Annotated in this window: 23 protein-coding genes; 9 read left to right on the forward strand and 14 right to left on the reverse strand. The window is 60.1% G+C overall.

Annotation, left to right across the window (positions count from 1 at the left end; genetic code table 11):
- The first annotated feature begins 32 nt into the window (after window positions 1-32).
- Complete coding sequence (locus FSO04_RS13765; RefSeq protein WP_154560208.1) at window positions 33-914, forward strand: LysR family transcriptional regulator; 882 nt, start codon at window positions 33-35, stop codon at window positions 912-914.
- Between the two features lie 58 nt (window positions 915-972).
- On the opposite strand, the gene FSO04_RS13770 is transcribed toward FSO04_RS13765, so the two are convergent.
- Complete coding sequence (locus FSO04_RS13770; protein ID WP_168435675.1) at window positions 973-2,274, reverse strand: aspartate aminotransferase family protein; 1,302 nt, start codon at window positions 2,272-2,274, stop codon at window positions 973-975.
- Between the two features lie 78 nt (window positions 2,275-2,352).
- Between FSO04_RS13770 and FSO04_RS13775 the strand changes: the two genes are divergently transcribed.
- Together FSO04_RS13775 and FSO04_RS13780 are read left to right on the forward strand one after the other, a co-directional pair.
- Complete coding sequence (locus tag FSO04_RS13775; protein ID WP_174825286.1) at window positions 2,353-3,237, forward strand: LysR family transcriptional regulator; 885 nt, start codon at window positions 2,353-2,355, stop codon at window positions 3,235-3,237.
- A gap of 124 nt (window positions 3,238-3,361) precedes the next feature.
- Window positions 3,362-3,835 (forward strand): VOC family protein, encoded by a 474-nt coding sequence (locus FSO04_RS13780; RefSeq protein WP_154560210.1) that lies wholly within the window; start codon window positions 3,362-3,364, stop codon window positions 3,833-3,835.
- Between the two features lie 84 nt (window positions 3,836-3,919).
- Here FSO04_RS13780 and FSO04_RS13785 read toward each other — a convergent pair whose 3' ends face one another.
- From FSO04_RS13785 to FSO04_RS13795, 3 genes are read right to left on the reverse strand one after another with little or no spacing between them, the layout of a single operon-like run.
- Window positions 3,920-5,020 (reverse strand): hypothetical protein, encoded by a 1,101-nt coding sequence (locus FSO04_RS13785; protein WP_233464839.1) that lies wholly within the window; start codon window positions 5,018-5,020, stop codon window positions 3,920-3,922.
- Window positions 5,017-7,254: an FAD-binding protein gene (locus FSO04_RS13790; protein ID WP_154560211.1), complete on the reverse strand. Its 2,238-nt coding sequence runs from the start codon at window positions 7,252-7,254 to the stop codon at window positions 5,017-5,019. Before FSO04_RS13790 ends, FSO04_RS13785 begins: the two co-directional genes overlap by 4 nt.
- Before the next feature lie 7 nt (window positions 7,255-7,261).
- Window positions 7,262-7,633 (reverse strand): DUF805 domain-containing protein, encoded by a 372-nt coding sequence (locus FSO04_RS13795; protein WP_154560212.1) that lies wholly within the window; start codon window positions 7,631-7,633, stop codon window positions 7,262-7,264.
- Between the two features lie 207 nt (window positions 7,634-7,840).
- Between FSO04_RS13795 and FSO04_RS13800 the strand changes: the two genes are divergently transcribed.
- The 3 genes from FSO04_RS13800 (at window position 7,841) to FSO04_RS13810 (ending at window position 10,737) form a co-directional block, all read left to right on the forward strand.
- Window positions 7,841-8,818, forward strand: coding sequence for an alpha/beta fold hydrolase (locus FSO04_RS13800; RefSeq protein WP_154560213.1), 978 nt, complete (start codon window positions 7,841-7,843; stop codon window positions 8,816-8,818).
- A gap of 116 nt (window positions 8,819-8,934) precedes the next feature.
- The gene (locus FSO04_RS13805) at window positions 8,935-10,056 is read left to right on the forward strand and encodes a sensor histidine kinase (RefSeq protein ID WP_154560214.1); all 1,122 of its coding nucleotides are present in this window, start codon (window positions 8,935-8,937) and stop codon (window positions 10,054-10,056) included.
- A 192-nt stretch (window positions 10,057-10,248) separates the two neighbouring features.
- Window positions 10,249-10,737 carry an SRPBCC family protein gene (locus tag FSO04_RS13810; protein WP_154560215.1) on the forward strand — a complete coding sequence of 163 codons (489 nt, stop codon included), beginning with the start codon at window positions 10,249-10,251 and terminating at the stop codon, window positions 10,735-10,737.
- A 22-nt stretch (window positions 10,738-10,759) separates the two neighbouring features.
- Here FSO04_RS13810 and FSO04_RS13815 read toward each other — a convergent pair whose 3' ends face one another.
- Entirely contained in the window at window positions 10,760-11,335 is a 576-nt protein-coding gene (locus FSO04_RS13815; protein WP_154560216.1) for a cysteine hydrolase family protein, read from the reverse strand.
- Between the two features lie 724 nt (window positions 11,336-12,059).
- On the opposite strand from FSO04_RS13815, the gene FSO04_RS13820 reads away from it, so the two are divergent.
- Complete coding sequence (locus tag FSO04_RS13820; RefSeq protein ID WP_154560217.1) at window positions 12,060-12,362, forward strand: hypothetical protein; 303 nt, start codon at window positions 12,060-12,062, stop codon at window positions 12,360-12,362.
- Between the two features lie 217 nt (window positions 12,363-12,579).
- Here FSO04_RS13820 and FSO04_RS13825 read toward each other — a convergent pair whose 3' ends face one another.
- From FSO04_RS13825 to FSO04_RS13835, 3 genes are all read right to left on the reverse strand, one after another.
- A complete protein-coding gene (locus tag FSO04_RS13825) occupies window positions 12,580-13,572 on the reverse strand; it encodes an asparaginase (RefSeq protein ID WP_154560218.1) in 993 nt (330 codons plus the stop codon).
- Between the two features lie 59 nt (window positions 13,573-13,631).
- Window positions 13,632-14,882, reverse strand: coding sequence for a D-amino acid dehydrogenase (locus tag FSO04_RS13830; protein WP_154560219.1), 1,251 nt, complete (start codon window positions 14,880-14,882; stop codon window positions 13,632-13,634).
- Window positions 14,883-15,051: 169 nt separating this feature from the next.
- Entirely contained in the window at window positions 15,052-16,131 is a 1,080-nt protein-coding gene (locus tag FSO04_RS13835; protein WP_154560220.1) for a GlxA family transcriptional regulator, read from the reverse strand.
- Between the two features lie 305 nt (window positions 16,132-16,436).
- Here FSO04_RS13835 and FSO04_RS13840 point away from each other — a divergent pair, with 305 nt between their 5' ends.
- On the forward strand, window positions 16,437-17,561 hold the full coding sequence (locus tag FSO04_RS13840; RefSeq protein ID WP_154560251.1) for a branched-chain amino acid ABC transporter substrate-binding protein: 1,125 nt from the start codon (window positions 16,437-16,439) through the stop codon (window positions 17,559-17,561).
- A gap of 268 nt (window positions 17,562-17,829) precedes the next feature.
- Window positions 17,830-18,525: a phosphatase PAP2 family protein gene (locus tag FSO04_RS13845; protein ID WP_154560221.1), complete on the forward strand. Its 696-nt coding sequence runs from the start codon at window positions 17,830-17,832 to the stop codon at window positions 18,523-18,525.
- An 83-nt stretch (window positions 18,526-18,608) separates the two neighbouring features.
- Here FSO04_RS13845 and FSO04_RS13850 read toward each other — a convergent pair whose 3' ends face one another.
- The 6 genes from FSO04_RS13850 to FSO04_RS48280 all read right to left on the reverse strand — a co-directional run bounded on the left by FSO04_RS13850 (window position 18,609) and on the right by FSO04_RS48280 (window position 21,322).
- Window positions 18,609-19,070, reverse strand: coding sequence for a MarR family winged helix-turn-helix transcriptional regulator (locus FSO04_RS13850; protein ID WP_154560222.1), 462 nt, complete (start codon window positions 19,068-19,070; stop codon window positions 18,609-18,611).
- Window positions 19,071-19,320: 250 nt separating this feature from the next.
- Complete coding sequence (locus tag FSO04_RS13855; RefSeq protein WP_154560223.1) at window positions 19,321-19,593, reverse strand: hypothetical protein; 273 nt, start codon at window positions 19,591-19,593, stop codon at window positions 19,321-19,323.
- 70 nt (window positions 19,594-19,663) lie between these two features.
- The gene (locus FSO04_RS13860) at window positions 19,664-20,110 is read right to left on the reverse strand and encodes an OsmC family protein (protein WP_154560224.1); all 447 of its coding nucleotides are present in this window, start codon (window positions 20,108-20,110) and stop codon (window positions 19,664-19,666) included.
- Window positions 20,111-20,221: 111 nt separating this feature from the next.
- Complete coding sequence (locus FSO04_RS13865) at window positions 20,222-20,668, reverse strand: Ohr family peroxiredoxin (RefSeq protein WP_154560225.1); 447 nt, start codon at window positions 20,666-20,668, stop codon at window positions 20,222-20,224.
- Between the two features lie 36 nt (window positions 20,669-20,704).
- Window positions 20,705-21,007: a hypothetical protein gene (locus tag FSO04_RS48495; protein WP_166618181.1), complete on the reverse strand. Its 303-nt coding sequence runs from the start codon at window positions 21,005-21,007 to the stop codon at window positions 20,705-20,707.
- A gap of 51 nt (window positions 21,008-21,058) precedes the next feature.
- Complete coding sequence (locus FSO04_RS48280; protein ID WP_166618182.1) at window positions 21,059-21,322, reverse strand: hypothetical protein; 264 nt, start codon at window positions 21,320-21,322, stop codon at window positions 21,059-21,061.
- Window positions 21,323-21,352 lie beyond the last annotated feature (30 nt).

The raw sequence follows: 21,352 nt of genomic DNA on the forward strand, positions 1-21,352 counted from the left end.
TTGAAGCATAGGCATGCCCAACCCGATAAGACATGGAACTCCGACACCTTCGATATTTTCTTGCCGTAGCGGATTGCGGCAGCGTAGCGGAGGCCGCGCGACGACTCCACATTGTTCAACCGGCATTGAGTCGGCAGATCCGCGATCTCGAAGAGGAGCTGGGCAGCGACCTGTTTCATCGTAACGCCAAGGGCGTACAACTGACCACGCCGGGCGCGCAGTTTGCCATCGATGCGAGACGTGTACTGAACGATGTGGAAGCGGCGCGCGACTTGTTCGTGCGCATTGCGAGGGGCCAGTCGGGTGCGTTGAGAATCGGACTCGCGCCGAACTACAGCTGGCATCCCGCGACGCTGAAGCCGGTTCGTGACTTCAAGATCACGCATCCCGATGTCACGATCATGCTTGAACCAGGGCTGGCAGCGAAGCAGTTGGCGCGGATTTCGGATGGCAGCCTCGACGGCGGATTTCTCGCGTGGCGCGACCCGCGCGATCCGACTTTCTCCGCGTGTCATCTGTTCGACTGCCGTCTCAAGCTCGCGATGCCGCGCCCCAGCGACGGGTCTGCGCCCGCTATGCCGGAGCGGTTAGCCAACCTAAAGGACGAGCCATGTATGTGGTTCGCAAGGGAAGTGGCGCCGGCGTACTACGATTTTCTGATTCATCAATGCCAGCTTGCGGGGTTTTCGCCGCGTATCGTGCCTATCGGTGGCGACGTATCGACGATACTCGGCCTAGTGGCAGCGGGCATGGGGTACGCGATCGTTCCTGAGGCATCCATTTATAGTTGCCCGAATCAGGTTGTTCTGATGGATCATGCGGACCTAACCCTATCTTATCCGGTCGAGTTTGTCTGGCGAACCGACACGGTCAATCCTGTGCTGGAAGAATTCATCAAGGCTGTGGCAGGGTGACTTGAAAGTGTGAGCATCACATATCGTTCCCCGCCGTCTGTTATGAACACCGAAGTGACTACAGCGAGCGCTCAATCGCCTGCCCCAGCAGATCCAAACCCAGGTCGATCTCACTCTCGAGAACGGTCAACGGAGGCGCGATCCGAAAGACACCGCCCATACCTGGCAACTGCACGATATTCATGCTGAGCCCCAGGTTCATACATTCGCGGGTGATCTTCGCGCCGAGCCCATCCGCCGGCTCCTTCGTGCGGCGGTCTTTGACGATCTCCATCCCCAGAAGCAACCCGCGTCCGCGAATATCGCCGATGCACTCGAAGCGTTCCATCAGATCGAGCAGGCCGCGCTTGAGTCGCTCGCCCATCAGGTTCGCACGCGCGACCAGCCCCTCCCGCTCGACCACATCCAGCACTCGCAGGCCGACGGCGGCGGGAAGCGGATCGGACACATGCGTCGTATAGAACAGATAACCCAACTCATGGGCCCGCTCCTCGATCTGTGCGGAAGTCACGACGGCCGCAAGCGGCAGACCGGCGCCCAGCGTCTTCGACAAGGTGAGAATGTCGGGCGTGACGCCATCGTGCTGACAGGCGAACATCGTGCCCGTACGCCCGACACCCGTTTGCGCTTCATCGAGGATCAGCAGCATGCCGCGCTCCTCGCATTTGCGCTTCAGTGCGGCCATGTAGCCGACCGGCAATTCGATGATGCCGCCTGAACTGAGGATCGGCTCTGCGATAAAGGCGGCGAGATTGCCACTGGACTGACGATCGATGAGATCGAAGGCATAGTCCAGTTCCGCCAGGTAATCGTATTCCCCATTGCGCTCGAAACGCGGCCGATACGGAAACGGCGCGGGGATCGCGTAGGAGCCGACCGCTGCCGGACCAACACCCTTGCGGCCGGCGCTGTAAGTCGCGGATGCCGCGTTCCCCGTCATACCGTGCCAGGACTGCGCGAAACCAACGATTTCATATTTACCGGTGACGAGCTTCGCCATGCGAATGGCGGCCTCGTTCGACTCAGCGCCCGTGCTGAGTAACAGCGCCCGGTCGAGCCCGTCAGGCGTGATCTCGGCCAACCGGGTCGCCAGATCGACCACCGGCCGCGACAGCATCCCGCTGAAAAGGTGATCGAGCTTGCCGGCGTATTCGTTGATGACCGACACGATTTCCGGATGGCTGTGCCCGAGCACCGCGCTCATCTGCCCCGAGGTGAAATCCAGAATCGCGCGGCCGTCCGCGTCATAGACGAAGCTGCCCTGGGCGCGCTCGATGATCATCGGCTCGAAGGTGCCGCCGTAGCGGATGAGGTGCTGTCTGGCGTTGCGCCAGAAATTTGCATCGTTGTTCAGGGACACCTTGCTTCTCCTTGGCGGGTGGCGAGAATAACTTGCAGTCTAGATGGCTCTCTGCTTTCATAGAATCGAATAGTTCTTATCGAAGATAGAAGCGGGGCTTATACCTTGAGTCTTTCCCTGGAAATTGATCTGCTGCGTTCGTTTATCGTCATTGCCGAAGTCCGGGCGCTCAGTCGCGCGGCCAACCGGATCGGCCGGACCCAGTCTGCGCTGAGTCAGCAGATGAAGCGCCTCGAAGAAATCGTCGATCAGCCGCTGTTCCAGCGCACGGGTCGAGGGGTGGTGCTGACCAATCCCGGCGAACGCCTGTTGATCCACGCCCAACGCATTCTGCGCCTGCATGACGAGGCGATAGCCGATCTGTCCGGCAAAGGGCTGTCGGGGACGATCCGCTTCGGCTGTCCGGACGACTACGCCGCCGTTTTTCTGCCGCATTTGCTGCGCCAGTTCTCGAGCCAGCACCCGCATGCTCTGGTGGAGGTCATGTGCGCCCCGACTCCGCGATTGCTCGAACAACTGGAGATGCATGCGCTGGACCTTGCCATGATCTCGCTGCCGGACGACGCGGCGAATGACGACATCATTCGCCGCGAGCCGTTGGTCTGGGTGGGTTATCCGGGACTGGATTCCGCGCACTTCGATCCCTTGCCGCTGGCGGTTTCCGATCCCGATACGCTCGACCATGTGGCGGCCTGCGAAGCGCTGCAACGCGTGGGCAGGGCTTACCGCATCGCCTATGCGAGCAGCAGTCTTGCCGGCCTGACGGCCCTGGTCCGCTCGGGGCAGGCCGTTGCCGTTATCACACAGACGGCAGTGCCCCCGGATCTCTGCATACTCAATGGCGATCCGGCGCTTCCATCCCTGCCTACCGTTGGCATTACCCTGAAGTTCGAGCGGGAGCGTCCCGCCCATCTGATTACGGTATTCGCGGAGCACATCAGGCTGACGTTGCCGTTGCTGTGATCGAAGCCGGTAGGAAGTGAAATTTTTCTTCGCGGCGTGTCGATTTTGATAGTCTTCCTTCGTCGTCTCAATGGCAGCATGCGGCTTGCCTCCGCATTCAGCCAACCCTGACAGGAGATTTGCCATGACGATTCAAAAGATCACGCCATTTCTTTGGTATTCCGATCAAGCTGAGGAGGCCGCTGCTTTCTATGCGAGTATTTTTCCGGACTCGCGCGTCAATCGGGTTACACCGGTACCGGCCGCCGGTTCCACGAAGATGGTCGAATTTGTTCTGTTTGGGCAACCCTTCATTGCCATGAACTCCGGCGGGGGCGACCCGTTTAATCACGCGATATCCCTTATGGTCGACTGTGCCGATCAGGCAGAAGTTGACCGCTACTGGAATGCTTTTCTCGAGGGTGGCGGTTCGCCCGAGGCGTGCGGGTGGTTGAAAGACCGCTTCGGCGTCTCGTGGCAGATCGTTCCAGGCGATCTCATCAGGATGATGGCTGACTCCGATCCGGTAAAGGCAGGGCGTGTCGCTCAGGCCATGATGAAAATGGTGAAGTTCGAGGTCGCCGCGCTGAAAGCCGCTTACTTGGGGACGGCGGAGTAACAGAACGTCCCTTACATCGTGTGTGCCATAGAGCGCCGGTCAGGCTTGTCCGTTTCCAGCAGAAACTCCACACCCTCTGCCGATTCAATAGTCGTACACATGCTCCGTCACCAGGCCGTTTTTTCCGGCTGCCGCCAGAAAGTCGGACAGGCCATGAACCGGTATCAACAACGCGACGCGTCGTGTATGGGCCGGCATTGTCAGCGGCTGTTCGAACAATATGCGGCCGCTGCCGGCGGGCAACGGGGCGTCATCTTTCGCCCACACCGTGACCAGAATGACCGATGTGTTGCCGGCGATGTCGGTGAGATGAATGCCTTGTTGCGCAAGCGTTGTCGCCGCAAGTCTGAAGTCGAAATAGCGCGGCAACGCAAGTAACGCCCGACCGTCGGGCAGACGGGCAAGCACGCTGACGTGAGCCGGCGCCGACCACCCATCGGGCAGGCGGTCGACGACCACATCGGTCGTCATCAGGGCCGGTGTGTAGGTGGCCCGCGTCGCCTTCTCGATCAGTTTTCCGTACACCGCCTTGATCGCGTATTCGGTGGTCAGCGCGTAGCGGCGTTCCCATTTGCGTACGAGATCCGGTCCCCACAGCGGGACATCGCTCCAGAGATGATGAAGGCGGGCGCCGAAATCGAACAGGTACCAGGGCTCCTGACGGATGAAGTCCACGTACTCCTGAGCCGCCTGGGCGCCATAGCGGTCCTCGTCGGTGAGCTTTTTTCCGCCGAGCAGCCAACTCGCGCGACCCACGGTATTTTCGTAGAGGGAGCGCAGCGCATACTCCACGGTCGTACTCGATGCGATCACCCAGATCATCACGTGGTAACCGGGATTGAGCGGATAGTTGTCGTGCATCTGCTCACGCGTGACGGTCGCGTAACTCGACCAGAGCTGGCCGATCTGATCCAGAAACGGAAAGTCGTGCGACGGTTCGTGTTGCACGATTCGCGCGTACTCCGCCGGGCTGTGCACGAGATACCACTCCGGAAAAGTCAGCAGCGTCTGCTCGGTGCCGCGGCGATCCGCCGCCGGCACGGGGCTTTGGAATGAGGCTCCCGGTGTCTCAGCCGCCGCGGAGGACGCCGCCGCATGCGCAACCGGCATCGCGAATGTGAGCGCGACGCCGATGGCGATGGTGGTGGTGATGGTAAGAAGCGCCTTGCGCAACGGCCGCTTCATGCCGCCTCTCCATGGCGCACGAACGCCATCAGGATGTTGTCCGACGGATCGCCTTGCTGGGTCAGGCGCATTCCGGTATGGCGAAAACCTGTCGCTTCGACGCGCGCGATCCAGTCGTCCACGCTGGCGAAATGACGCAACTCCGACCGGTTGGTTTCCCACGTTTCGCCGAGGCCCGCGTTGAAAACCGTATGGGCGAGTGAAACGAATGCGTCCATTGTCGGCGTTGTGACGTCGTGATCGCGGACCACGAAATAGCCACCGGGGCGGACGATTCGCGCGATCGAGTCGAGAAACGGCGCGAGCTTCGCCGGCGCCATGTGGTGCAAGCCGACAAAGCAACTCACCAGGTCCGCGCTAGCCGCAGGCAGCGCGATGGGCGCGTAGTCGTTCAACGGCTGGAACTCGCCGATCGAGCCGATCTGTCCACGTTCGACAATATCGACCGGGCTCATTCCTGGCCGCACGTCATGAACCAGGGTTACCTTGCCTTTGAGCCGCAGATACTTCTTCATGGCCCGAACGTAGCGCCCTGTCGTGCCAATCTCGACATAATCCTGCAACGGCGAATCGCCCAGCAGCATGGCGGCTTGCCGGCCCATTTCAGCCTTCTGCATCGACAGGGACGGCAGCGCGTGCGTGAGCATCGCGAGGCGCGGCGTGATCGATTGGAGGCCCGCCTGGATCGCGCGATAGATCCGCTCGTCGCCCGTGTGTTCGGCTGTCGAAGTTTTGATCAACGTATGCAGACGGTCTTCGGGCAGCACATTGAAAATGTTCTGCAGGAACGCATAGAAACGATCGGCTTCGCGCTCGTTACGATAGATCGTGGCGAACAGGGTGCCGTTGCTGTTGCTGTCCTCTTGTGCCGCCGTCACATCAGGCGCCGCATCTAGCACGCTTCGCTCAGGCGCATAGTAGCGATCCCACAGCGCACCACGCAGGCGGTATTGCGGATCGAGCTCCCGCTTGAGCGCAAACATCTCGCGCGCTCGCGGATAGGCACGATGGAACTGCTCGCGCGTTGCATGCAACTGGTAGGGCAGATAGTAGGTGCCACCCACGGCGAGCACGGCGTCGATCAGTTCGCGCGTCCATACCGCAACGCGCTCTTTGGCATTCTCGCGAGTGCGCTGCTTGTAGTAGAGCACGAAGGCAAACGTCTCTCCGCGCGCCCACGCCATGACGGTGCGGTTGTCGGCGAGCGCATGGCGGATCGAAATGTTGACCGCGTTCACCCGATGCCGCGAGAGGATCGCCGATAACGCCTCGGCGAATCGCGTGACGGCGTCTACGGGCACGAAGTACTCCTGCAGCACATACGTGCGCCGGCGTCGCCCGACTGGCTCGAGTTCTGCGACATCGTAACCGGCTTCGTAATTGCGCCAGTGCACCTTCTTGCCGAAATGCAGCAGCGGGTCATACAGATACTCTCGACGAAACTTGCCGAGCGGCGTTTCGGTGATTGCCCATAGAAAGTATTTCGCAGCAAGAAAGCCGCGACTGAGCGGCTGCAATCGCGCCGACGTGGCCGGCTCGTCGGTGACCGTCCAGCTAATCGCCCGGCCGCGCGTATAGCGCGGCGGATAGAGGTCGAAATTGTGGAAGATCACATCTTGATGGCTGCGCACGGTTGTATCGAACCATGCTTTGTAATCGGCAGTGCGCATCTTGCGATCGCTGCGCTTGACCCGCGTATTGGGCACAAGGTCGAGCTCCGCTTCAGTGATGATGCCTACGCCGCCATATCCGCCAATCGCCGCGTTGAACAACGTGGTGTTCTCGGTGGGAGTGGCGTTGACTACTTCGCCGTTGGCGAGCACGAGCGTAATCGCCCGTACCGACAGCACGACCGGCCCCAATCCCATGTATCGTCCGTGGGCGTTCACCGACAGCGCACCGCCCACGGTAAAGTTCGCGTAGGTCTGCATGATCTTGACCGACAGGCCGTGCGGATCGATAAACCGCTGGATATCGCACCAGCGGATACCGGCCTGCACGCGAATCACCGACGTGTGCGGTTCGAACCGGAGTACACGGTTCATCTTGCGCATGTCCAGATGCAGGGTGCCAGGACTCGCGGTGTGTCCGCCCATGCTGAAGTGGCCGCCGCCTACCGACACCGGCAGATTGGTCTGGGTGAGCGCCTCGACGACTTCCTGCGTGGAGGTGGGCGTAGCGATTGAAAATACGGGAATCCGGTTTAGCTGAGTGACGTCGTTGACTGTTGCCATGTTTGTGTCACTCCCCGATGTTGACTTTGAGGTAATCCGCGCGAGTTGCCGGATCGGGGCCAAAGCGGTTCTCGTGATCGACGCCGCGGCGCAGCACGTGGATCAGCACCCAGATCGGCCCGAACACCGGAACGATGGCGGTCAGCAACGACCATCCGCACCGTCCGGTGTCGTGCAGGCGCTGGGTGGAGAGCGCAACCGCGCTCCAGAGAAAAACGATCGCGAAGACGGCCGCACCGATCTCGCCAAACCAGGAACCGGCAAGACTGCCGAAGGCGGCGCATACGAATGCGGCAATAATGATCCGGGTCAGCCATTCGCTGCGGGTGATACGGCCGCGGCTCAAAAAGAAAGCGGGGGTGAGGGTGGTTAATAGCATTTTTTATTTTTGCCTATTCCCGGAAGTCAATTGGCGATTCCTGAAGCCATCAAAACGTTTCATTCGGAACGCAAGTTTAAGCGGACTTGATATTATCGGTCGATCTCAATCTTGAGAAAATTGGCTGAGCATAACTGTACATAATCATCGGCCAGAATAAGTGTGCCGCCGAACCCATCAAGCATAAAAAAGAATGTGTGAAACGCCATGAAACTCTATAAAGTCGCGGTCGCACTGGTCGCTGTACCGATCATCGCGCTGATTGCCGTATTAGGCGGCGCGGATCTGATCGCCCATAGCCGCGAGCGGGACATCGCACGGAGCGCGGCGCCGGCCGGATCGCGCTTCGTGCGTGCGGCGGACGTGGACATGCTGATACAGGAACGCGGCCCTGCTAGTGGACAGCCGATCGTCTTCATTTCAGGCGTGGGCGCCTGGAGTTCGACATGGCTTCCGACCATGGACTATCTCGCTCAGGCCGGCTATCACTGCATCGCGGTGGATCTGCCGCCATTTGGGTACACCAGCCGGCCCGCGGACAATACGTACGACACAGGCCATCAGGCCTTGCGCATTCTCGGGATGCTCGACACGCTGAAGCTTTCGCGGGTGATTCTCGTTGGTCATTCGTTTGGCGGGCGAGCCACGGTCGAAGCGCTGATGGCCGAACCCAGCCGATTCAAAGCGGCGGTACTGGTGGACGTTGCGCTCTCTATCGATCCGCCGCCAGCCGAACGCGGGTTGCTCGGCAGCCTGATTGAGCTACCGGCCGTGGCGCGGCCTGTGATCGCTGCAACGGCGACCAATCCATGGCTCACCGGATGGTTTCTGCGGAAATTCACCTCGCGTCATGACGCGCTGACGGCTGACCGGATTGCCGTCTATCGGCGACCGCTTTCTGTGGTTGGAACAACGCAGGCGTACGGATACTGGCTGGATGCATTCGTCAATGATCCAGGGCTTAGCAGAAGCAGTCGCTCGTCGGACTACGCGTCACTGAGCATGCCGGTCGAGGTGATCTGGGGGACGACCGATGGCGTAACGCCCCTTAGCGACGGATTACGCCTGTCACGACTGTTGCCTGACGCACGCATGAACGTGCTGCCGGGAATTGGGCATATACCTCATGTCGAAGACAATGCAGCGTTCAATCGGGCGCTTGAGGGCTTCCTCGTCCGCCTATAGGTTGCCCCCTATGTCACGCAATTTAGGGACCGGATAGAATCAAAGCAGCTACTTGTGCGCAATATAAGTTCAGCGAATGCGCCATACTGTCTTTTTCTGCTTCTTTGAGGGCAAACATGCGATTGGCTGACTTCATCCTGCGCGACATGGAAACGATTCTGGTGCAATGGGAGACGTTCGCCGCTACTCTGTTGCCGGCAGCCGTGGACATGAAATCGCTCGCCCTGCGAGACCACGCGCAACAGATTCTGCAAGCCGTCGCGAAGGATCTGTCGACGGCCCAGACCCGGGAAGCGCAAGCCGAAAAGTCGATGGGGCGGGCTCCCATACTGATCGGGGCGCCAGAGACCGGTGCGCAGACGCACGCCCTTCTGCGGGCGCGAGGCGGGTTCGACATTAACCAGTTGGCTGCAGAGTACCGCGCCTTGCGCGCCAGTGTCCTGCGCCTCTGGATGGACGAATGTCAGCCCGAAGCGCCACATCCGGATGATGTCATCCGGTTCAACGAGGCCATCGATCAGGCGCTTGCCGAATCGGTCGGGTATTTCAGCGCGCAAGTCGATCAGGCTCGCAATCTTTTGCTTGGCATGCTGGGGCACGACATGCGCAGCCCACTCCAGACCATCGTGATGACGGCCCAATATCTGGCGGCACTGAACGCTGGGGAGCAGGTATCCGTAGCGGCATCCCGTTTGATCAGAAGCGGCGCTCGCATGCAGGCGCTTCTGAACGATATGCTCGATTTCAATCGAACCCGGCTGGGTTTAGGGATCAATATCGCGCCGACTGATGCCGACCTGGAGAAACTGCTTGCCGACGAACTCGACCAGTTGCGGGCAGCGCACCCGGACCGTCAGATCGATCTGGCGGTGGAAGGGGACTGTCGGGGTGTTTGGGACGGCCGCCGTCTGCAGCAGTTGCTCGGCAATCTGGTGTTGAATGCGATCAAATACGGCGCGCCAGACGCGCCCGTGCGAGTAGTCGTGATCGGCGAAGAGCGGAACGTTCGTTTCGAGGTGAGAAACCAGGGACCTGTCATCGATCAAACGACGCTGCATCGGATCTTCGACCCGCTCCAGCGTGGCCTGCATCATGAAGACTCATATAACGCCGACGGCAACCTGGGGCTCGGACTGTATATCGCGCGCGAGATTGCCAAGGCCCATGGCGGCGAGATCGAGGCGCGGTCCGACGAGGCAGAAACCGCGTTCGCTGTGCGCCTGCCGCGTCTTCAATAGCGTTCGTGATGGTTCCGCCGATCGGCCGTCGGCTCGTATGCACTGACCGGCTGCCTTCGGCTGTCCTGCGGTTTGTTGCGGACGGCTCGATGAGATATCGAGGTGGGGTAACGCGGTGCCGTTTCGCCGGTGATGGCAAGTGCAGTGAGCATCTGACAAAATCTCCAGAAGAATGCTAAGAACGGAGGCAGCTTGCGGACGGCTGAATACCGCTTTTCCACCATTTGGCGCATCGATGCGCCAGTGCAGGAAGTTTGGGCGGCAATCCACGATTCGGCGCGCTGGCCCGAGTGGTGGAATAACGTTGAGCGCGTGGACCAGCTAGAGGCCGGTTCCGATCAGGGCGTGGGCGTCGTACAACGCTATACGTGGAAAGGCCGGCTGCCCTATCGCCTCGTGTTCGATATGCGGGTGACGCGCGTCGACCCGTTGGTCGCGCTGGAGGGGGAGGCCAGTGGCGACGTCGAAGGCGCCGGCCGGTGGAGCTTTTCAACCGACGGACGCAACCTTACCGTAGTCCGCTACGACTGGTGCGTGCGTACGACTCGCGCATGGATGAATGCATTGGCGCCGGTGTTGCGCCCGGTTTTCCAATGGAACCACGATGCAGTGATGCGCGAAGGCGGCGCGGCGCTGGCGCGTCGGCTGGACGCGCGGCTGCTTGGCATCGAGCACGGATGAAGCCGGCGCGGACGTCGAACGTCTAGGCGAGCAGCAGCAAGGCATCCGCGAGCGACAGCACCGTGGTGCGCGAATCGAACGCGGTGGAGAACAGATGGTCATGCACCACCTGATCCGGGTCGTAACAGCAATCCTTGACCGTGTACAGGCGGAAGTCCGCGTCGCTAGCATATGCCACCGACGACAACACGACACCCGTCGACGCAATGCCGACCATAATCAGCGAATCGACACCTTGTGCGAAAAGTCGTGCCTGCAGATCGGTGCCGAAGAACACGCTGGCGCGATGCGCGATGATGACCGGTTCACTCGCCTGCTGGCCTAACTCCGGCGAGGGCCGATCGTCGACGAAGAGGCCAAGTTGCTTGATTCCCTGCCCATTCTTGTTCAATGGGCTGACTTCCGGATAGCCCGGACTGAACCGGAGGTTGGCGAAATAGACGCTGACGCCTTTGGCCCGCGCTGCGTCGCATAGCTTGCGCGTATTGGCGAGCAAGGCCGGCGCGACCGATGGAAAGAGCCCGAGAATGTCGGTCTGATAATGCATGACGACGAGCGCGGTTTGCGCAGGCACGATCGGCGGAATCTGTGAACTCATGACTGACGCCGCCCAATAGCTGCTGCCAATGCGACTGTCTCCATTTACATTTCTCCTTTACTTCGACACGCGGTTCATATTCACAACCAGAGACCGTCGAACGCAGCGAAGCATCCATTGTCAAAACGATGCTTTGCTGCCGTGGGAATATTACTTCATGTCGCTACTCCGGGATCCATCCTCGCACCGGAAACGAAAGCGTTCATTAAACGACGCTCCGGCGTTCGTCCTTCCTGATCGTGTCATCAGGAAGGACAAAAGACCGCTCGTACTTTCGTTACTTTAAGCCGTAGTCGACACCAGGCTCCCAACCGTTTGCATATGCGGATGTCCCTTGAGATTATCCGCGAGTGTCTGCACAAACGACTGCAACGACGTGCCCGAGTTGCTATCGCCAAGTGAGCTCAACAGGGACTGAAAATCCGTCTGCAGTGTCGACGCCTGAGAAGAAGACGAAGAAGAATCGCTGCTTGCATCCGAGGTACTGGACGCGGTACCTGAACTCGTCGTGCTGCCGGACCCGAGTTCCTGGGCGAGCGCATTCAGCGCCCCGCCAATATCTCCATAGGAAGAAGTCGCGATCGAGTTCGTCGAGCCGCTCGTGCTATTAGACGTGGAGCCATCACCGTTGCCCGTTTGCTGAAGCGACCCCAGTGCCTGAAACAACGCCCCGAGAAAGGCCTGTAGCGCTCCGGAAATCGAGTTCGTTGACGACGAGTCGCTCGTGGAAGAGGTGGAAGAGGCTGAGGTGCTGGCCGAGCTTGAAGAAGCCGTCGTGCTCGACGTACCCGACGTAGCGGTGGTCGATGACGTGCTGCCAATTCCAAGGGCCGACAACGCCGCCTCGAGTGCCGACAACAGCGAATTCGAGTCCGTCGAACTGGTCGACGAAGACGACGAGGACGACCCCGATTCGCAGCCGCCGCCGGCCGAGCGGCGAGTGGCGCCGACAGAAAGCAGGCTCGTGCTGGTTTGTGAACCACTTACACTTTGTATGCTCATGATGTTTGACCTCCTTACGAGTTGAGCATTTAGAGTAAGCGATGACAACACTTCCAAATGCCTGGTAAGGAGTGGATTCCCGTCTCATCTCGGCCATCGGTAAGGCGCGGAAAGTTTTCGTTCGGAAATTGCCGTCCTTTCAACGTGCTACTTCGTTGACGTCGATTCGAAAATATGCCGACAGCGCCCGCGGTGACGATCTCCTTGGGTTACTCGGCTGTCGCGCAATCGGAGGATGCGCTTCAGTAGCGCTCGAAGGCGACTTGCAACGCTTGCATGTCGTCCGCTTGGGTGAGCGCCAGCGTCAGAAGGATGCGGGCTTTTGGGGGGATCTGATCTTCGACGGTGAGCCAGCCGTATTCGTCGTCGGGCTGTGCGCCATTACGTAACACGATTCCATTGCCGGTGCGCGATGCGCGCACCACATGAACCCCGCGTCGGGCAGCGTCGCGCAGCGGCTCGATGAGATGCTCGGCGACGTTGCCGTTGCCGGTGCCCACATAGATCAGCCCTCGCGCGCGCGAGGCGATTGCGTTCACTGCGTCGGGAGCGAGCGCGCCGTACGCATAGACGATGTCTACTTTGGGCAATGCCCCAAGCGTATCGATCGACCACGGCGTGTCGAGCGTATGGGCACGCCATGGGCGACGATAGTAGCGCGGCTGGCCTTCGATCACATGGCCAAGCGCGCCGTACGGCGAACGGAACGCCTCGAGCTTGACGCTGTTGCTCTTTACGACGTCCCGGGCAGTGTGGATCTCGTCGTTGGCAACGACCAGCGTGCCGATGCCACGCGAGGATGGATGCGCAGCCACCGCAATTGCATCGTAAAGATTCAACGCCGCGTCAGAACTCATTGCAGACGGCGGCCGCATCGAGCCGACCACGACTACGGGCTTTGCGCTCTTGAGCGTGAGATGCAGAAAGTACGCAGTTTCCTCGATCGTATCGGTACCGTGCGTGATCACAACGCCATCAACGTCATCCTGCGCGAGCAATCTGGAAACGCGCCTGCCGATTGCAAGCAGATGTTCGTTGTTGAAATTCTCGGAGCCGGTTTGCAACAACTGCTCCGCGCGCAAATTCGCCAGCGCAGACGCATGTGGAATCGTGCGGAGAATCTCATCGATGCCGAGCACAGAGCACAGGTAGGCGGACGTGTTGATGGCGGCTTTGCCTTGGCCGGCAATGGTGCCGCCTGTACCGATAACGATGATGTTGGCCTTTTCTGTCATGCGAGGTCGATGATGTTCTGGAGGGGGAGCGGCGTCACGCAGTGCATCGCCTTGCGGCGTCAATGCGAAAGGGCGAATGCGCTGCGCAGTTCCTGGCCGTTGCTGCTTGCCAGCCACTGCGCCAGCAGCGCCGCCGAACCCGTCGCAAGCGTGAAACCGAGTGCGCCATGCCCGACGTTGAGCCACAGATTGCGGTAGCGCGTCGGTCCGACGATCGGCGTGCCGCGTGGCGTCGCCGGACGCAACCCGATCCATTCACTACCCGCGCAAGATCTGGCGACGTCGGGGTACATTGCGGCCGCCTCCGCCCGCAGCGTCGCGAGACGTGTGGGATCGGGTTCGAGTGAATAGCCGTCGATATCGGCAATGCCCGCAACGCGCAGCCGCTCGCCGAGCCGGGCATAAACCACTTTGCGGCTAAAGTCGGTAATGCTCACTTGGGGCGCGGCCGTCTGTGGTTGCAGATCGAACGTCAGGCTGTAGCCTTTGAGCGGATAGATCGGCACACGGATGCCGACCGGCTTCAGTAGCCGTGCTGCAGCCGAGCCTAACGCGACGACGACATGGTCTGCCGCGAGCGGCGCACCGTTGCTCCAGGCTTCGACGCTACCGCTTGCTGCAGGCCTCAGGCAATCGATCGATGTGTTCATCAGGAACTGCACGCCGCGAGCGCGCAGCAACGCTTCGAGGCTCTTGCAGAAGCGTTCGCAATCGGCCGTGTCTTCGCTCGGCGTATGAATGCCGCCCGCGAGAATGGACCGCAGGTGCGCGAGCGTCGGTTCGAGTTCGACGCACGCGTCGGCGCTCAGCGCCTTTTGTTCGCAGCCGAGCGTGCGCTGGAATTCAAGCAGCTTGACCGCGCTCTGCATCTCGCTCGCGTCACGATGCAGCACGAGCTTGCCCGACCGGACGAAGTCGAAGTCGAGCGCCGGTTCGGCGGCGATCAGTTCATGGATCAGCGTCCGGCTCAGGAACGACAGCGACAGCAGTTTGCGTGTCGTGAATTCGCTTCGTTCGCGCGTGCATGCCGACAGGAATTCGAAGCACCAGCGCCACTGTTCGGTGCTCAGCTTCGGGCGGAAGCGCACCGGTGAATCCCCGCGCGTGAGCCAGCGCGGCAGCTTCGAGACGACACCGGGGCCGGCGAGCGGCGCGACATAGCTATACGATAGCTGGCCGCCGTTGCCAGAACTGGTCTCGCTCGCTACGTCCGGATGCCGGTCCGCGACCGTTACGTCGTGGCCGGCGCGGCTCAGGTAATACGCACTCGACAAGCCAATGACGCCCGCACCGAGGATCAATATCTGCATACGGCTGCACTCGCTTTATTCGTGTGTTTGCAGGGAGGCCGTGTGCCGCGGGTGCGTCGTCAGCCCATTGACCGGACTGTACGGCGCTATCGATGCGCCGAATTGCATTGATCTGCCGGAAAGTAGAAGAATCGCGACAGGCTTGCGGGTAGAAGGGCGGCGGGATGGATCAGGCGGCGGCCGCGCCTCGCGATGCGCGCAGCTTGCCGGGCGTTACGCCATACGCCTCGCGAAACACGCGGATGAAATGCGCGGAGTCCGCGAAGCCGCACTCGTAGGCGATATCGGTGATCTTGCGTGTTGTATTGACCAGCATCCAGCGTGCGTAGCGTAGTCGCATCCGCCGGTAAAACTCATTTGGCGATGTGTTCATCTCGGTCGCAAACGCGCGCTCGAGATTGCGCACACTGGTGCCGATCATCTTCGCGATGACCACGATGTTCAACGGCGCTTCGAGGTTCTCTTCCATCAGCAGCACCGCGTGGCGCACGGTCGCATCCTCGACCGACAGGTAGCCGAGCGCCGCGCGCCGCTCGACGAACGACGAGCCGCCCTGGCGGCTAACCGTCATCTGATGGATCACTTTCGACGCACGGTCCGGTCCGCAGTGCAGGCTGATCAGCCGCGCGGCCATCTCCACCACCGAAATGCCGCCCGCACAGGTAATGCGCGTGCCGTCGATCAGGTAATCGGCGTGAGTCACGACGCGCAGCGCCGGGAACATACGCCGGTAATCGTCGAGGTGAAAGCTGTGCACGCAGGCAACATGGTCTTCCATCAAGCCGGCACGCGCCAGAACGAAGCTGCCCGTGCACATGCCGATGAGCGGAACGCCCGCGTCGGCAGCCTGTTTCAGATAATCCCAGTAGCGCCGGTCGACTTGATCGAGATGGGGAAGCAAACCGCCGATCACGACGAGATAGTCGAATTGCGTGACGTCTGGAAACGTGGACTGCGCCTGCACCGGAATGCCGCAGCTCGCTTCGACCGATTCGCCCTCGGCGCCGACGATGGTCCACAGGCAGCGTAGCTGACGGCTCTGATCGCCGCGGTCCGCTGCGTGACGCAGCGCATCACACAGACCGCCCAGCGAAAGCATTGGAAAGCGCGGCCACAACAGGATGCCGACGCTCAGTTCCGCGCCCGAACGGCTTGGGCGCGCCTGAAGCGTGCGCGGTAGCGCGTCCAGTTGTTCGACCAGTTGGTGAGCAGTCTGGGTTACCTGACTGGAATTGTCGGCAGTCGTCATGCGCGAACTCGAGGGCGGATCGCCCAGATTATACGGCGACGCACGGCGATTCCGTCCAGTGCGGCCCTGCCGCAATTCTTCTATTTTCCGGCAGATCAATGCAATCCCGGGGCTTTCTGGCTGCATAAATTCAAACCCGCTAACGAACGACGCCGCACTGTGGGGTGCGAACGATCAGGCGAAGGCAGGCACACCGTCCACAGGCCGCGTGTTTCCGATCGGCGGGCGGCCGTTACCGTCCGTTCCGACCTTTACAACTTCTTTTCGGGTGAAGCATGAGCACAAGCACAGTCTTGGGTCGCGGTATGGCGACCGTTTGCATTCTGGGAGCATCGGCGGCCGCTGCAGTGGGCGTCGCCCGTGCCGACGAGGTGGTGAAGATCGGCGAGGCCGCACCCGTGACGGGGCCGGCCTCGTATCTCGGCAAGGACACCGAGAACGGCGCCCGGCTCGCGGTCGAGGAGATCAACCAGACGGGCCTCGTGATCGGCGGAAAAAAGGTGACGCTGGTCTTCGACGCGCAGGACGATGCGGGCGACCCGCGTCAGGCCACCCAGGTCGCACAGAAGCTGGTGGACGACAAGGTCGTCGCGGTGGTCGGCCACATGCAGTCCGGCTCGACGATTCCGGCATCGAAGATCTACAGCGATGCAGGCATCGCACAGGTGTCACCGTCCGCGACGAATCCCGCCTATACGCAACAGGGCTTCAAGACCGCGTATCGCGTGGTCGCGACCGATGCCCAGCAAGGGCCGACGCTCGCCGACTATGCGGCGAAAACGCTGAAGGTCAAGACAGTCGCCATCGTCGACGACTCGACCGCATACGGCCAGGGTCTTGCTGTCGAATTCGAAAAGCAGGCGAAAGCCAACGGCATTGCGGTGCTCTCGCATGACGCGAGCACTGACAAGGCCGTCGATTTCCGCGCGATTCTCACCAAGATCAAGGGCGAAAAGCCGGACGCGATCATGTATGGCGGTCTCGATGGCACGGGCGGCCCGTTCGCGAAACAGGCGAAGCAGTTGGGCATGACGATGAAAGTGCTGGCCGGCGATGGCTTGTGTGCCGACGATCTCGCGAAACTCGCGGGCGATGCGGCCGACAACGTAATTTGCTCGATCGCCGGCGCGCCGCTGCTGAAGATGACCGGTGGGCCGGCGTTCGTCGAGCGCTACAAGAAGCGCTTCGGTTACGCGCCGGTTCTGAACTCACCGTTTGCGTACGACGCGGTGGGTGTCATCATTGATGCGATGAAGCGCGCGCAATCAACCGAGCCTGCAAAAATCCTTGCTGCAATGCCTGCGACCGATCATCAGGGGGTGCTCGGAGAAACGCAATTCGATGCGAAGGGCGATCTGAAGCACGGCGTGATTTCGCTCTACAAATACGTTGGAGGCAAGCAGGCGCTGCTCGGCGTTGTCGAGCAATAAGCGGATTTGCGGGGGGTGCTTTGCCGAGCGCTGAAAGTCTGACGTTCGCAAAGCTGGTGGCCGCGCCACGCGGCGCAATGCGCCCACTGCGCGATGAAGCCGATCCTTAGCCGGCCCTCTACGATTGTCCCGGGCCCTTTATTTTGTGAAGTTTCATCTCTTTCGTATTGGGTGGCACACTTAACGCGTTCCAGATTTCCAAGAAGTCCACGCCGGCTTCCGCTAATTAAACATTTTCTTATAAGTAAAGATCGGGAGAAGTTGCCGAATGGACGTTTTCGACACAGCAATCCAAACTTTCCTGACGCACGTTGCTTTGAGTTCCACCATCTTGAACCACGCGATAAGAGTCATCGCGGGCCTATATACATTCAAGGGGTTCGTGCTCATACCCTTATTGTGGTGGATATGGTTCAAACCCACTCAGCGTGGTGGATGGGAGCGTGAAATGGTCGTCGCAACGATCGCGAGCTGCCTTCTTGCGCTCACAATTTTCAGGCTTTTTGGCCATTATTTACCATTCCGGATACGGCCTATCTATAACCCCGAGCTGCACTTGCATTTTCCATCAGGTGGTCCGGGAGTGGCCGTGCTGCCAACGTGGAGTTCCTTTCCGAGTGACCACGCGATGCTGTGGATGGCGGTCGCGACTGGGATTTTTCTCGTCTGGCGCGGCGTCGGCGTGTTCGCACTTCTGTACACCGCGGTCTTCATATGCCTGCCGCGCGTTTATCTCGGCTGGCACTATCCGACCGACATACTCGCGGGGGCGGCAATCGGAATGATCATGACCTGGATAATGACTCGGGACGCCGTTAGAACACGTTTTGCAGTGCCGATCCTGCGATGGATGCACAGATTTCCCGGGCCCTCTTATGCGTTGCTGTTTGTTTTGTGTTTTGAACTGATAACCCAGTTTGACGAACTACTCGTTCTCGGGCAGTCGGCTTTGAAATGGCTGTGATTGCGCGAGACTGACACTATCGCCCCCTGGCCTACGATGCGTGAAGGCCCGAATAGGATAGCGGCATTACGACCGCCAAGCGCTCATTCGCCGTCCTGGACTGACTTGATAAGATTGCTCCGCAACGTCACGATCGCCTTTTGCATCTTCGCGAACTCGTCGGGCGCGAGGCCCGTCGCCTCGACGAGGTCCATTTTCAGGGCTTTTTCGCGCAAGCGTCGACCGCTTTTCGTCAGGCAGATCCGCACCTGACGCTCGTCTTCGGGGTCGCGCTGCCTTTCCAGATAACCCATCACTTCAAGCTTCTTCAGGATCGGCGTAAGCGTGTTGGATTCGAGAAACAGCTTCTCGCCCAGTCCGCTGACGGTCTGATTGTCTGTCTCCCACAGCGCAATGATCGTGATGTATTGCGTGTAAGTGAGCCCAAGCTCCTCGAGTATCGGCTTGTATGCCTTGCCGAACGCCAGGTTCGCGGAGTAGATCGCAAAGCACAGATAGTCGGAGAGCATGGGATTTGCGGGTGCCAGTTGATCTGTGGATTTCATCTGTATCCTCTTTGGCTAGTAGAGCCTGATGTTTCACAAGACGTACGAAGTGACATATATCGCATGCGATTATATCGCAATGTAGTGAAAGTTGGACCGCTGCCGTACAGCGTGCAGCCGGTGGTCAATTTCACCGGGCCCAGCTCTTTCGCATCGTAGAGGTCTTGCGGCGGCGCCCTCCCTGCCGCTGTGGCCGCCGCGCAGGAGCAACGACGATGCGCGACGGCCCAGCGACAGAGGAATGCACGATCTAGTGATGTGCGAACAGGTTGCCGCGCGGCGTCACGGCGACATGGCTGCCCGCCTGGGAGAGTCCGGCGACTACTCCGCCATATGCCTCTTGCGAGCCAGTGACGTCGTCGCGTTCGGCAGCGACGGTTCGCACGCTCTGACCGCTTTGCGACGCCGGTGCGCCAACCGAGGGCTTGTAGAACGGGGCCGGTCCATAGCCGCTGGCGAACGCGGGTGCGGCGGCGGACGCCGAAAAGGCGATGAGCAGTGCAACGATGAGCTTGGTCTTCATGATGGGAATTCCCTAAAAAGATGTTCAGTGAAAGGCACGTGCCTCAGCGAGATGCACGTGCCTGGGCGGATTACGCCGTAACGATGTTCATGCCGATCTCGATGTTGCCGTGCACGGACTTCGAGTACGGGCAGATCTGATGGGCGAGGCGCGCGATTGCCTCGACGACTTCCGTTTCCAGACCCGGCACGCGGATGGTGAACTCGGCGCCGAGGAACCACGCGGCACCGGTCTGCCCAATGTTTATCTGGATGTCCACGGAATAGTCGGACGGCAGCGTGACCTTCTTCAACTGGGCCGCAATCCCGAACACGGTGGTGTAACAGGCCGACCATGCACCCGCAAACAACTGTTCGGCTCTCGGGTGCGGCTCGGTGGCGATGAACTCGAGGTTTTCAAGGCCAGGCGCTGTCAGCTTGAGGTCGAAGACGCCAAACTCGCCGCGCTGGAGATTGGGGTCGCGATTGACCGTGGCGTGGCTGTTGCCTGAGGCGAGGACTTTTTCGATCTTTTCCATGATGCATTCCTTCGTGAGTAAGGGGTGTTAAGCGTATTTAAAGTGTATGCGATATAATCGCATGCGATCAATAATGGGCGAAGATTAGCGAGGTGCGTATGCCTGATCCGATCACGCGGTGACGACATTCAGGCCGACCTCGATGTTGCCGTGCACAGCCTTCGAGTACGGGCAGATCTGATGGGCCAGGTGCGCGATTGTCTCGACGACTTCCGTCGCCAGACCAGGCGCGCGGATGGTGAACTGGGCGCCGAGGCAATGACCGGCACCGACCGACCCAATGCTGACCTGGATGTCCACGGAATAGTCGGACGGCAGCGTGACCTTCTTCAGCGAGGCCGCAATCTCGAACGCGCTGATGTAACAGGCTGACCACGCGCCCGAAAACAACTGTTCGGCTCTCGGGTGCAACTCAGTGGCGACGAACTCGCGGCTTTCACCGTCGGGCGCTGACAGTTTGAGGTCGAGGACTCCGAGCTCACCGCGCTGGACATTGGGGTCTCGATTGATCGTGGCGTGGCTGTTGCCAGAGTGGAGGACTTGGTCGATCTTGGTCATGATGGATTCCTTTGTGGATAAGGGTGTCAAGCTGCTTTAAATCGCATGCGATGTAATCGCATGCGTTGCATGATGAGGGAAGGGTCGATGGATGTCAATCGCAAAAGATTTAATCGCGTACGATGTTTTGATAGGGCGAACAAATATCCTGCGATAGCAGCCGAGGAGCGCCCGGCTGCCCGTGACATTGAAGTGACAAGGAATGTGAGTGTGGCGGGTGAATTCCCCCGCGAGCCATTCCAGCGCGGAGGCGAGGCCGAAATTCAGTGCGGCCGGCCGAAGGTGACCGGCCACATTGCGCACGATCTGGATGGTTTGTTCAGCCAGATGTGCGGACAACTGCTGCAGCCGTTCGCGCGACGTCAGCAGTTCGGTTGCGATGCGATGCAGTTAGCACTCGCCCTTTTTAGCGTGTCCCGGAGGGCAGTGGTCATGATCACCATGGTGGTGGTGATGGTCTTCCCATTCCTGGCGCTCCCAGTAGCGATGACCGTCGTAATATCTGTCCCCATACCAGCCAATGACAACCGGTGCCTGGGCGACCACTACAGGGGCAGGCATGCCGATATTGACGTCTACGTTGACGGCATTGGCCACGCCGGATAGGCCAATTCCCAAGCTCGCGACCAACGTTGCCAAGAGAGGATATTTCATACCGTACTCCAAAATAGAATTCCATGAATG

Origin of the sequence: Paraburkholderia madseniana (assembly GCF_009690905.1) — a bacterium.
GTDB classification, from domain to species: domain Bacteria; phylum Pseudomonadota; class Gammaproteobacteria; order Burkholderiales; family Burkholderiaceae; genus Paraburkholderia; species Paraburkholderia madseniana.